The organism is Limosilactobacillus reuteri, assembly GCF_020785355.1.
Classification (GTDB): Bacteria; Bacillota; Bacilli; order Lactobacillales; family Lactobacillaceae; genus Limosilactobacillus; species Limosilactobacillus reuteri_I.
The window spans coordinates 28,808-41,590 of record NZ_JAJGVH010000076.1; the positions used below are offsets into that span (position 1 = coordinate 28,808).

Sequence of the window (12,783 nt, forward strand, 5' to 3'; positions counted from 1 at the left end):
TTTATAAGTCCTTACTTCATTAATACTTTTAATAGCTTGCCGTGGCAACGATGCAAGGCACTTTGGACGCTCCGTTTAGAGCAATCAAGAGTACCAGCAATCTCAGTTATCGAATAACCAGTATGGAGATAAACTAGTACTTTTCGTTCAAATGTAGAACAATGGCAAAGTAAACGGTCAAGACTCTGCCGGCAATAAATAATGTCATCAGGGGAATGATGTAAAAAGTCGGTAAGTGTTTCAGCAAAATCATCGCTTAATGCGTAAAGACAGCCTGCTGGGATCCGTTTGTGAGCCTGAGTTTGTCGTTGGATATCACGAATCCGGTTGGTTAAGCATTCCTTAAAAAAGCAGCTAAACATGCGCGGACCTTGATTATTGTATAAACGAATAACTTCTAGCATCACAAGGCGGGCTTCCTGTTCCCAATCTGCCAATTCAAGGCCGCTAATATTATATCGTTGCCACAGTCGGCGAACGAGCGGCCAATAACGGCGAAATAACTCTTCGAAGTCCTTATTGCTTCCGCGACGGGTATTGTTAATCAACTTAAGGTACTTTTCTTCATCTTCTTCATTGAAGCGCATATCAAAAATGCTCTCCTTTAAAACTATAATTTACGCGACATGCTTCCCATCATAGTGTTTGTCCTATTTATTTTTCTTCTCCCCAAATAGGTAAACTGACGACCTAAAAGAAGGGATTCATTCCTTAATTCAGGCAAGATAAAACGTTTTAATTTTATCACGCAGTTCGCCTCGCGTTGGTATTAATTTATCAAATGTCTTATTTTAGAACAATAACAGAATTTGTATAATCAGAACGATTAATCGAACGTTAAAGCGAAAAAAGATAGTAACAAAGGTGCATAACCATTTTTTATAATTCCGAATAATTTTATTTTCAAATACTAATTAAAGAATTGATCAGAAATTTACGGGTGAGGCTGGTTGATTAGGGTAACTATACTGGTACTAGTGCATTGATCATTACAATGGATATCGACTTGCCAGGTTTGGATTCGTCGTCCACATTTAATCGGCGTTGCAATGGCCCTTAATTCACCATTCGATACCGCAATGAGGTGCTCTGTGGTAATATTAACACCGAGAGCTATTTGATCTTGTTGACGATCAGCTAACCATTGATTGGCACCTAAGGAAGCTGCGGTTTCAGCGAGGACTGCATTTATCCCACCATGAACGATTCCATAAGGTTGCTTGAGTTTATCACTTACTTTAACAGTGATAACGCATTTGTTAGCTGTGACTGATTGAGTTTGAATATCTAAATTTTCTAATAGGTTCATTATTATTGACCTCACAAAAGGAGTAGAGTAGTTATGACAACAGTTGATTGGCAACCGGTTAAAGATTATTCTGAAATTATTTTTGAACGAGCGGGAAAGATTGCAAAAATTACAATGAATCGTCCAGAAAAGATGAACGCCTTTACCCCCGTTACAATTCAAGAAATGATCGACGCGTTTACCATCTGTCGTGATGATAGCACAATTGGGGTGATTATCCTAACCGGTGCCGGTGATAAGGCTTTCTCATCTGGTGGTGACCAAGGAGTTCGGGGTAACGGTGGATATGTCGGCCCCGATAAGATTGCCCGTCTCAATGTCCTTGACTTGCAGCATTTAATCCGGATTATCCCTAAACCAGTCATTGCGATGGTAAAAGGTTGGTCAGTTGGTGGCGGAAATATCTTGCAACTTGTCTGTGACTTAACAATTGCTGCTGACAATGCTAAATTTGGGCAAACCGGTCCCAAGGTCGGCAGTTTTGATGCTGGCTATGGATCTGGTTACCTTGCCCGCGTGATCGGTCACAAACGGGCAAAGGAAGTCTGGTTCTTAAACCACTTCTACAGTGCCGAAGAAGCCTACCAGATGAACTGGATTAATAAAGTTGTGCCATTAGACCAAGTTGAATCGGTTACCTTGGACTGGTGTAACGAAATTTTGAAGAAGTCACCAACGGCATTACGGTTTATTAAGGCTGCTATGAATGCTGATACTGATGGACTAGCTGGCCTCCAACAACTCGGTGGTGATGCGACGATGCTCTTCTACACCACTGATGAAGGTAAAGAAGGGCGCGATGCCTTTAACGAAAAACGGGACCCTGATTTTGACCAGTTCCCTAAATTCCCATAAAAAGAGGCAATTTAAATGGAAACACAAAACTGGCTATTAAAGCAAGCGGCAACTCAGCCGAACCAGATTGCAATTGATGACGGTAATGAGCGCCTATCATTTGCTGAATTAAAAAAACAAGTAGAGGTACTTGTGGGAAAAATTGACCACCTTAATCCTGGTTCGCGGGTAGGCCTCCTAGCTACTAATACTCTGATGAGCTATAAATTAGCATTAGCAATCATGTGTAGTGGCCGCACGATTGTCTGGTTGAACTGGCGGCTTGCCGGTGAAGAGCTTGAACGACAGATTAAAGATAGTGGGCTTCAGTTGTGCTTGGTTGAAAATTCTCTCTGGCGATCAGGAATGACGAATCCTTTTAAGTCTTACAGTGCATTCTTGATAACAAATGCTGATCCAGGAGAGTTGATTTCAGTATTTAAATCAGACTGGGTAGCCAGCATCATGTATACTTCTGGGACGACCGGTAAACCTAAAGGAGTTTTGCAAACTTTTGGCAACCATTTTTATTCAGCAGTCTCTTCTGCATTGAATTTAGGTTTATCGTCCGCAGATAAGTGGTTGTGTGTAGCGCCGATCTTTCATATTAGTGGTTTTTCGATTATTATGCGGGGATTAATTTACGGGATGACTGTTCGCTTGGTTGAGAAGTTCCGTGCTGAAGAAATTGAACGAATTTTAGCAAATGAAACTGTCACCATTATGTCGGTTGTGCCTTTTATGCTGAAAAAACTCATTCAGCAGCAAAATAAGACTAATACGCACTATAATTCAGCATTTCGTTGTATGTTACTTGGGGGCGGAACGATTGATCGAGAAACGCTCGAAGCATGTTTGCAACGGTCAATTCCTGTTGTTCAATGCTATGGAATGACGGAAACATGTTCCCAAATTGTCGCATTACGGTCAGCTGATGCACTCCTAAAATTAGGATCAGTTGGGCAGCCACTATTCTCAACCCAACTAAAACTTAGTAAAGATGGTGAAATTCTGCTGAAAACACCGGCTTTAACTCCGGGCTATCTTAACCTGCCTGATAAGTTGCCTTCTAAAATGATTGATGGTTGGTACCGGACAGGAGATGTTGGTCACCTGGATAAAGAAGGGTACCTCTATATCGATGGCCGCGCAGATGAAATGTTGATCTCTGGCGGAGAAAATATTTTCCCCCAAGAAGTTGAGCAGGTCTACCAACGTTACCCACAAATTAATGAAGTTGCAGTCGTTGGTCAAAATGATTCTGTCTGGGGACAAGTACCAGTTGCCTTTGTCGTCAGTGATCGTCGTCTTTCTCCAACTAAGTTAATAAATTATGGTTATGAACATCTGGCGCGATATAAGGTTCCTCAACACTATATTTTCGTTTCAGAATTGCCGAAAAACGCAAGTGGCAAGATTCGCCGGTTTATGTTACGAGAAAAATTGAATAATGAGTAAAAAAACGAGGCTGAGAGAAAACAAAAGTTTTCTCCCAGCCTCGTTTTTACGAACAATAGCAAGATAACGTGGAAAATAACCATACGTCTCCAGATTTTTATAATTGCTTTTTATTCTTTGCCAGCTTTTTGATTTCACAATCGTAGTCACAAGCTGCACATTTACCTTGCTTGCCTCGTTGAAAAGTTTTAACAAGGAGGTAAAAGGCTAACGCAATAATTGCAGCAATAATAATAAAGTTAATAATTAATTTCATTTTAAATCACCCAATAAACAATCGACCAATTTGAAAGATAATAAATGCAATCCCATAAGCAACGACTAAACTGGATGCAACAGAATAAAGCATCCACTTAGTCGAACCAGTTTCTTGCTTAATAGTTGCTAACGTTGCGAAACATGGTGCGTATAAGAGAATAAAGACTAGTAACGTATAAGCAGAAAGCGGAGTCATAAACTGGCCAAGTGAAGCAATGAGGAATGCTTTACTGCTTGTGTGGAACATTACCATCATACTAGAAGTAATAACCTCTTTGGCAAGGATTCCTGTAAACAAAGCACTGATTGGCTGCCACTGGTCAAGACCAATTGGCTTAAAGACCGGAACAAGGATGTGTCCAAGGCCGGCTGCAAAACTATTAGCCGAATTAGTAACAAAACCGCTAGGACCAAAACTTGATAATATCCAGATTAAAACAGTTCCGGCAAAAATAATTGTCCCAGCTTTTTTAATAAATCCCTTACCCTTATCCCATGTGCCGTGCCAAATTACATCAAGACGGGGAAGATGATAGTGCGGGAGTTCAACTACAAAAACTGAACTTTCTTTTACTTTAAAGATTACTTGATAGAATTTTGCCATTGCTAAAGCCACGACAATCCCTAGGAAGTAGACTGATAAAACAATCAGTGCTTGGTGACGTGGGAAGAAGGCGGCAACGAATAAGCTATAAATCGGTAGGCGGGCTGAACAGCTCATAAACGGCATGATTAAGGTAGTGATCAGTCGTTCTTTAGGCTGTTCAATTGTTCGTGCGGCCATGATTCCCGTAACATTACAACCAAAACCGATGATTAATGGAATAAAAGATTTACCGTTTAAACCAATCATCTGCATAACCCGGTCTGTTACTAAGGCTGCCCGCGCCATGTAACCAGAGTCCTCAAGCAGGGAAATACAGGCAAAGAGCATGAAGATTTGCGGAATAAAGGCTAAAACTCCTCCAACTCCGGCAATAATACCGTTAACGACTAGCGACCGTAATGCGGGAATTGCCCCGAGACTAGCTAAGGTTTGGTCGGCGGTAGTTGAAACCGGGCCTGATATAAATTGATCAAGCATATCGGAAAGTGGGGTACCAACCCAATCAAAAGATAGTTTAAACATTATAAAGAAAATTAAGACAAAAATTGGTAAGCCAAGAATCGGATTGGTAACGATTTTGTCGATTCGACTTGTTAGCTCAACTTGACCACCGTTGCTAAGTGGATGCCGCGCCTGATCAAGCGTGTCCTCAATAAACTGTAGCCGGACTTCAAAGATCTGGTCAGCAAACTTTTGCGCGTCATAATATTTTTGTTGCGAAAGCAGGGGAGTTAGCTCTTTTTCCTGGGCAAATTTGCGGATTACTTTATTCTTACTTATGAATTGAATCGCTAACCAACGCGCAACTTGGGGCGCAAAAGAATAATTGCTTTCCAGCGCTGTACTTGCCTGCCTGATTGCTTGTTTGATCATCGGGGGATAATCTAAATCTAGTTGGGTAGGATGGAGCGAATTACAATTGATAGTTTCTTTTCGTAATTGATCAATTCCTTGGTGTCCGCGCGCATTTGTTGTCATTACTTTACAACCCAGCCTTTTTTCAAGCAGGTCGAGGTCGTAGTCATACCCTGATCGACGGAGGTCATCAATCATGTTAAGAACCAATACAACAGGATAACCGAGTTCCAATACCTCGATTGTTAGCAAAAGGTTTCGTTTTAACTGACTAGCATTTGTAATATTTAAGACCATATTAGGTTGATTATGCATTAAGTAGTTAGTTACCACTGCTTCATCTTTTGTCAAAGGATCGAGTGAATATACACCAGGTAAATCGATGATAACAATATCCGTTCCCTTAAGCGTCCCTTGTTTCTTTTCAACTGTGACTCCTGTCCAATTACCAACATAGGCATATTTATCAGTGAGCGAGTTAAACAGGGTAGTTTTGCCAGTATTAGGGTTTCCAATCAGCGCAACTGTTGTCATCTCACTTTGCCTCCGTAAGCAATGCGAAAACGGTGTACCGCAAACCGATTCGTTGGTGGTCATTTTCGATTATCACTGGGCCATGAAAGGGGTATTTTTGAACTACTTTAATCGGACACCCTTCACATAAGCCCATATCATGTAGTCGGGCGGCAGTGGCTGTATTTAAACAGTCAAATGAGTGAAGAATATAATTTTGTTGAATCATTATCGCCACCTACCTTATTGAATATTCCAAAATTATATAAACACTATATTATATCTTCATTATACACTTAAATCATTTATTGAGAAAGCGCTTAAAATAAATTGAGATGAATAGTTTTATTTTTTTATTATTCGGATATAATAAGAATGTAAAGAATTTATTGATATTTATGGAATATTTACCGAGAATATTTTGGAATATTTTGGAATATTTCGGATCAGGAGGATGAATTTTATGGCAACACTAGAAATAAAGGATCTTCACGTTTCAGTTAAAGATGAAGAAAGTAAAGAAGAAAAGGAGATCCTTAAAGGGGTTAACCTCAAGATGAAGACTGGAGAAATCCATGCAATTATGGGACCAAATGGAACTGGTAAGTCTACTCTTTCTCAAACCATCATGGGTCACCCTAACTATCATGTTACGCAAGGAGATATCCTTCTTGATGGGGAGAGCATTGTTGACATGCCAGTCGATGAACGGGCACGAAAAGGCCTTTTTCTTGCAATGCAATATCCCGCTGAAATTCAAGGGGTTACTAATGCTGAATTCCTTCGAGCAGCGATCAATGCTCGTCGTCCTGAAGATGATCAAATTTCGGTAATGGACTTTATTAAGAAACTCGACAAGAATTTGGAATTGCTTGATATGAGTCAATCCATGACTGAACGTTATCTTAATGAGGGATTCTCTGGTGGTGAAAAGAAGCGGAATGAGATTTTGCAGCTTTTAATGATTGAACCTAGTTTTGCGATTCTTGATGAGATTGACTCTGGACTTGATATTGATGCCCTTAAGGTGGTTTCAAAGGGTGTTAATTCAATGCGGGGCGACAACTTTGGTTCATTAATTATTACCCACTATCAACGTCTTTTGAACTACATCGTTCCTGATACAGTTCACGTAATGATGGGTGGCCGAATTGTTAAAACTGGTGGCCCTGATCTTGCCAAGAAACTTGAAAATGAAGGTTACGCTGGCTTACGTGACGAATTAGGTCTTGATATCAAACTTGTAGATGATGAAGACTAGGAGGCAGTTTGATGACAGAATTAAACTCAGCAAAAGAACAAATAATTGCTGCTAGTAAGGCAAATAATGAACCTCAGCAATTGATTGATCGCCGGCTTAGTGCTCGGGAGTTGATGGAAAAGCTCCGTTTGCCACGAATGCAACGGTTCGATTTTCGAACTTGGCCCCTTATTGCGGATCGGCCATTGAAATGGGTTGAATCAGATACCAGCTTAGTTGAAAAACCAGTCGCCGATGATGAAGTAATTAAGGTAACCCAGTTGGGACAAACTTTGCTCCACGTTAACTTGCCGCAAAAGCTTCAAGATCAGGGGGTTATTCTCACAGATATCTTTACTGCTGCGCGCGAATATCCTGAACTTTTCAATAAGTATTTCATGACTGCTATTAACCCCGAAGAAAACCTCTTAACTGCTTATCATCTTGCCTACCTTAATGCCGGTTTATTCCTCTATATTCCAAAGAACGTTGAAATTGAAAAGCCAATTGAGGCCGAGATTATTCAGGACAGCACTCAAGATGAGCCCTTGATTTCGCATATTCTAGTAATTGCTGATCGTGGCAGCCGAATTAAGTTTATCCAACACCTTACAACGGTTGGTGACCATGAGAATGCTGCTAATATGATGATTGAATTAATGGCGCAGGAAAATAGTGAGATTGACTTTTCTTCCTTAGATGAATTTGGTCCTCATACCCATACTTACTTTAAGCGGCGTGCCGACATTGGCAAGGATGCGCACGTTGAATGGGCAGTTGGCTTAATGAATGATGGCGCCACAGTTGGTGACATGGATTCCGAATTGCTAGGTGATGGGGGTTATGCTAACTCAAAGATGATTGCCGTAACTACTCGTGACCAAGAAGTTGGCGTCAACAACCGCGTTACCAACCACGGCAAGCATACTACCGGATTGATAAACCAGCGAGGTGTCATTCTTGAAAAGTCTGAATTGATTTTTAATGGAATTGGGCAAATTATTCATGGTGCTCATGGTGCAAAGGCTGATCAACAAAATCGGGTGTTGATTATGTCTGATCAAGCACGGGGAGATGCTAACCCAATTCTGTTAATTGACGAAAATGATGTTGAGGCAGGACATGCGGCTAGTGTTGGCCCTGTTGATCAACAACAAATGTATTACTTAATGAGTCGGGGAATTCCGCGCGCACAAGCAGAACGAATGGTTATTCGAGGATTCTTAGGAGCAGTCTTGAGTGCAATCCCAGCAGCGGATGTACGGAATAAGTTAATTACGATTCTTGAAAGGAAGCTCGCCGATGGACAACAATACGAATGATTATTTAGCCGACTTTCCAGCACTTAATCAGCGGGTTAATGATGAACGCTTAGCCTACCTTGATAATGCTGCGACTGTTCAGCGCCCGCGTCAGGTAATTCAGGCACTTGCTAACTTTTATGAACAAGATAATGCAAATGTTCATCGAGGGGTTCATACGCTAGCAGAACGTGCAACTAAGGATTATGAAGAAGCGCGAAAAAAAGTGCAAAAGTTTATTAACGCGTCGAGTGCTAATGAGATTATCTTTACAAAGGGGTGTACGGATGGGTTGAATCTCGTCGCTGCAACCTATGGCGAACAAAACATTCAACCTGGTGATGAGATTGTTATTTCAATAATGGAACACCATAGTAACCTTATTCCTTGGCAACAATTAGCTAAGGAAAAGGGTGCTACCCTGAAATATATTGAATTAACTCCAGATGGCGAACTTGATCTTGCGGATGCTAAAAAGAAAATTACCGATAAGACAAAGCTTGTGGCAGTAGCCCATGCTAGTAATGTATTAGGAACAGTGACGCCCTTGAAAGAATTAGCAGCGATTGCGCACCAACATGGGGCAATCGTTGTCGGTGATGGAGCGCAAGCGGTTCCCCATATGCCAGTCGATGTACAAGATCTTGATGTTGACTTTTACGCCTTCTCTGGTCATAAGATGATGAGCCCGATGGGAATTGGGGTTTTATACGGAAAAGAGAGTTTATTACGAGCGATGCCTCCTTACCAATACGGTGGGGAAATGATTAATGATGTTCACCGGGATGAGAGTACATGGGCTGATATCCCGTTTAAATTTGAAGCAGGAACCCAAAATATTGCCGGGGCAGTTGGTCTTGGAGCCGCAATTGATTATTTAAATGGTATTGGAATGGATAGGATTGTGCAAAAAGAACAGGAACTTGTTAACTATGTTTTGCCCAAGTTAATTGCCATTCCAGATGTCGAAGTTTACGGTCCGCAATCGCCAGCAAAGCATACTGGGGTAATTGCCTTTAACATCAAAGGCCTTCATCCCCATGATGTTGCTACGGCCCTTGATATGGATGGGGTAGCAGTCCGCGCAGGTCACCATTGTGCGCAGCCACTCATGGAAGACTTGGGAGTAACAGCAACCGCTCGTGCCAGTTTTTATTTTTACAATACTAAAGAAGATGCTGATCAATTAATTAATGCAATCAAAGAAACAAAGGAGTTCTTTAACATTGGGACTATCTAAGTTAAATGGTTTATACCGTGAAGTGATTCTCGATTATGCCGATCATCCACATAATAAGGGAGAATTAGCAACTACTACGAATGCAATGACCCTTCATAATCCTACTTGTGGAGATACGATTAATCTTCAGGTCGAAGTAGAAGATAACAAGATCAAAAATATTGCCTATACTGGTGATGGTTGTACTATTAGTCAAGCATCAGCAAGCATGATGACCGATGCTGTTAAAGGAAAAACAACTGAAGAAGCCCTTGCGATGGCAAAGACTTTTTCTGATATGGCAATCGGTAAAGAACATTCAGAAGCTGACTTGGATCAACTAGGAGATGCCCGGATTCTTACCAGTATTATGGAATTCCCAGCTCGAATAAAGTGCGCCACGCTCTCATGGTGGGCATTACAACGAGCACTGTTGAAGGATAGCGAGGAGGAAGAAGATAATGAGTAATGATGCAGCAAGCATTATAAATAATAATGACCAGTACGAATACGGCTTTCATGATGATGTTGAGCCGGAATATTCAACTGGGAGAGGGCTGACAGAAGAAACTGTCCGCAAAATATCAGCTGCTAAGCATGAACCTCAATGGATGCTGGATTACCGGCTTAAGGCCTACAAGATTTATAAAGAATTGCCGATGCCAAAATTTGGGCCAGATTTATCAGAATTAGACCTTAAGAACATGCTTTACTACCAAAAGATGACGGATAAAAAGTTTCGCGACTGGGATGATGTGCCCGAAGATTTAAAACGGACTTTTGATCGCTTAGGGGTTCCAGAAGCAGAGCGAAAATACCTTGCCGGTTCATCTGCTCAATATGAATCCGAAGTTGTTTATCACAATATGAAAAATGAGTTTGAAAAGCTGGGGATTATTTTTGCTGATACAGATACAGCCTTAAAAGAGTACCCAGAATTATTTAAAAAATGGTTTGGTAAATTAGTTCAACCAACTGATAATAAATTTGCGGCCCTAAATGCAGCAGTATGGTCGGGTGGTTCATTTATTTATGTACCAAAGGGCGTTAAGACAAAGACGCCAATTCAATCTTACTTCCGGCTTAATGCGGAAAACTCAGGACAATTTGAGCGAACCTTGATTATTGTTGATGAAGGGGCAAGTGTCGATTATGTTGAAGGATGTACTGCTCCCAATTACTCTTCTGATAGTCTCCATGCTGCGGTTGTTGAAGTTAACGTCTGCAAGGATGCTTACTGCCGCTACACAACTATTCAGAACTGGTCTGATAATGTTTATAGTCTAGAAACAAAACGGGCCGCAGCGGCAGAAAATGCAACCATGGAATGGGTTGATGGGAACCTTGGCTCAAAAGTTACGATGAAGTACCCAAGTGTCTACCTTAATGGTGAGGGTGCACGTGGAACCATGCTTTCTATCGCAGTTGCCAGCAACGGAATCCACCAAGATTCGGGAGCCCGAATGATCCACAATGCTAAAAACACATCTAGTTCAATTGTTTCAAAATCGATTGCTAAGACAGGGGGCTCAACTGATTACCGCGGAACAGTCCGCTTTGGTAAGCACTCTGATGGCTCTAAAGCCCACGTTGAATGTGACACGATTATTATGGACGACCAATCATCATCAGATACGATTCCATATAATGAAATCGACAATGCCCATGTCGCAATGGAACATGAGGCTAAAGTATCTAAGATCTCTGAAGAACAACTTTACTATCTTATGAGCAGGGGAATTTCAGAAGCAAAGGCAACTGAAATGATTATTATGGGCTTCGTGGAACCATTTACGAAGCAATTGCCAATGGAATATGCAGTTGAATTGAATCGTTTAATCAGTTTTGAGATGGAAGGTTCAATTGGTTAATTGAATTAACAAATAAGTTTGGAGGAACGTTTATGGCTGACGAAAAAGATACCCCCTTTTCCCCAATTGAAAATAAAGTGATGGATGCGTTGGAAGAAGTTATTGATCCAGAATTGGGGATTGACCTCGTTAACCTTGGCCTTATTTATGATGTTAAGGTTGATGATAATGGTGAATGTACGGTCACAATGACTTTAACGACAATGGGCTGTCCATTAGGCGACATCTTAAATCGCGACATTACCAAGGCAGTTACTTCTGTTGAAGGTGTAACTAAATGTAATATTAATCTTGTGTGGGAGCCGGTTTGGGATTTGTCAAGAATGAGCAGGTTTGCTAAAATTGCATTAGGAATTCACGGCTAGATATAGGAGGTCAGACATGGATATTAAACGCTTTGTTTATCAACGAAAGAGGCTTGGCTATTCACAAGTTGCCTTAAGCAAGGGGATTTGTACCCAGTCGACCTTAAGTAAGTTTGAAAGCAATGGTCAAGTACCATCACTCACGATTCTGGCGCAGCTTTGCGACCGTCTAGGACTAACGATTGATGATTTAAGCAAAGACAATACATCCTCAATTCGTTATATGAGAAGTCTGCTTGACCAGATTGAATTGGCTTTAATGATTGAACACTTTCCTCAGGCAGTTAGTAACCTTAAGAAGATTCGGCTTGAAGAGTTAAAATCGCCACAAGATCGGATGCAATATTATTATTTAAAAGGGATGATTTATACCTTAACTAATAATAACGCATCGACAAGTCTCTTTAACTTTACTAAGATTTTAGATGAACTGGATGAGCAACATCGGACGATCTTTTCACCATTAGCATATTTAGGATCAGGGATTTTATATGCACGACAAAATTCAATGGAACATGCTGATTTCTTTTTCTCAAAGGTTATTTCATTTTTAAGATCAAAGGCTGATGAAGACTTAGCGGGTGTTGATCGGAATTATTATCTACGGATTGTAACGATGATGTACTACGCTGCCGAGTACCATTCATTAAATAAGCGGCTAGAGGTTAGTAACCAAGTTTTGGAGGCTACGACAAAGATCTGTGCTAGCAATCATGTTACTTATTTCTTACCACGAATTAAATTACTAGAAGCAAATAATGCAATTGAGTTAGGAGAAAGCTCGAAAAAAATACGCCGGCTTTTAACTGAAGCAGAAGTATTTGCTCGCTTCAATAAAAACAATGTTGTTGAAGTTCAAGTAGCTGCTCTGTTAAATAACTTTGATAAGACAATTAGTAATAAATGAAAATAATGAGGCTGGGAGAAAACTTTGTTTTCTCTCAGCCTAAATG

General features: G+C 40.7%; 14 protein-coding genes. 9 read left to right on the forward strand and 5 right to left on the reverse strand.

Annotated features, from left to right (window positions below):
- Positions 1-11: 11 nt before the first annotated feature.
- Together LMB56_RS06905 and LMB56_RS06910 are read right to left on the reverse strand one after the other, a co-directional pair.
- Complete coding sequence (locus LMB56_RS06905; RefSeq protein ID WP_153702485.1) at positions 12-587, reverse strand: RNA polymerase sigma factor; 576 nt, start codon at positions 585-587, stop codon at positions 12-14.
- Between the two features lie 347 nt (positions 588-934).
- Complete coding sequence (locus LMB56_RS06910) at positions 935-1,309, reverse strand: PaaI family thioesterase (RefSeq protein ID WP_003667940.1); 375 nt, start codon at positions 1,307-1,309, stop codon at positions 935-937.
- A gap of 33 nt (positions 1,310-1,342) precedes the next feature.
- On the opposite strand from LMB56_RS06910, the gene menB reads away from it, so the two are divergent.
- Both menB and LMB56_RS06920 read left to right on the forward strand, forming a co-directional pair.
- Positions 1,343-2,164: a 1,4-dihydroxy-2-naphthoyl-CoA synthase gene (gene menB, locus LMB56_RS06915; RefSeq protein WP_003667939.1), complete on the forward strand. Its 822-nt coding sequence runs from the start codon at positions 1,343-1,345 to the stop codon at positions 2,162-2,164.
- A gap of 15 nt (positions 2,165-2,179) precedes the next feature.
- Positions 2,180-3,601, forward strand: a complete 1,422-nt coding sequence (locus tag LMB56_RS06920) for an o-succinylbenzoate--CoA ligase (protein ID WP_229283483.1) — start codon at positions 2,180-2,182, stop codon at positions 3,599-3,601.
- Between the two features lie 97 nt (positions 3,602-3,698).
- Here the strand turns inward: LMB56_RS06920 and LMB56_RS06925 are convergent, their stop codons facing one another.
- The 3 genes from LMB56_RS06925 to LMB56_RS06935 are packed head-to-tail and all read right to left on the reverse strand — an operon-like array spanning position 3,699 to position 6,063.
- A complete protein-coding gene (locus tag LMB56_RS06925) occupies positions 3,699-3,857 on the reverse strand; it encodes a FeoB-associated Cys-rich membrane protein (protein WP_124216061.1) in 159 nt (52 codons plus the stop codon).
- A gap of 6 nt (positions 3,858-3,863) precedes the next feature.
- Complete coding sequence (gene feoB, locus LMB56_RS06930) at positions 3,864-5,855, reverse strand: ferrous iron transport protein B (protein ID WP_229283482.1); 1,992 nt, start codon at positions 5,853-5,855, stop codon at positions 3,864-3,866.
- A 1-nt stretch (position 5,856) separates the two neighbouring features.
- Positions 5,857-6,063 carry a FeoA family protein gene (locus tag LMB56_RS06935; protein WP_003667931.1) on the reverse strand — a complete coding sequence of 69 codons (207 nt, stop codon included), beginning with the start codon at positions 6,061-6,063 and terminating at the stop codon, positions 5,857-5,859.
- A 234-nt stretch (positions 6,064-6,297) separates the two neighbouring features.
- Here LMB56_RS06935 and sufC point away from each other — a divergent pair, with 234 nt between their 5' ends.
- The 7 genes from sufC to LMB56_RS06970 are packed head-to-tail and all read left to right on the forward strand — an operon-like array spanning position 6,298 to position 12,737.
- Entirely contained in the window at positions 6,298-7,095 is a 798-nt protein-coding gene (gene sufC / locus LMB56_RS06940; RefSeq protein WP_035157461.1) for a Fe-S cluster assembly ATPase SufC, read from the forward strand.
- Between the two features lie 11 nt (positions 7,096-7,106).
- Positions 7,107-8,396 (forward strand): Fe-S cluster assembly protein SufD, encoded by a 1,290-nt coding sequence (gene sufD / locus LMB56_RS06945; RefSeq protein WP_229283481.1) that lies wholly within the window; start codon positions 7,107-7,109, stop codon positions 8,394-8,396.
- A complete protein-coding gene (locus LMB56_RS06950; RefSeq protein ID WP_229283480.1) occupies positions 8,377-9,615 on the forward strand; it encodes an aminotransferase class V-fold PLP-dependent enzyme in 1,239 nt (412 codons plus the stop codon). The genes sufD and LMB56_RS06950 overlap by 20 nt, the downstream gene beginning before the upstream one ends.
- Positions 9,602-10,063 (forward strand): Fe-S cluster assembly sulfur transfer protein SufU, encoded by a 462-nt coding sequence (gene sufU, locus LMB56_RS06955; protein ID WP_035157455.1) that lies wholly within the window; start codon positions 9,602-9,604, stop codon positions 10,061-10,063. Before LMB56_RS06950 ends, sufU begins: the two co-directional genes overlap by 14 nt.
- A complete protein-coding gene (gene sufB, locus LMB56_RS06960) occupies positions 10,056-11,465 on the forward strand; it encodes a Fe-S cluster assembly protein SufB (RefSeq protein ID WP_229283479.1) in 1,410 nt (469 codons plus the stop codon). The genes sufU and sufB overlap by 8 nt, the downstream gene beginning before the upstream one ends.
- A 32-nt stretch (positions 11,466-11,497) precedes the next feature.
- Positions 11,498-11,830, forward strand: a complete 333-nt coding sequence (locus LMB56_RS06965; RefSeq protein WP_003667917.1) for a metal-sulfur cluster assembly factor — start codon at positions 11,498-11,500, stop codon at positions 11,828-11,830.
- 16 nt (positions 11,831-11,846) lie between these two features.
- Positions 11,847-12,737, forward strand: a complete 891-nt coding sequence (locus LMB56_RS06970; protein ID WP_019253383.1) for a helix-turn-helix domain-containing protein — start codon at positions 11,847-11,849, stop codon at positions 12,735-12,737.
- Positions 12,738-12,783: the final 46 nt, after the last annotated feature.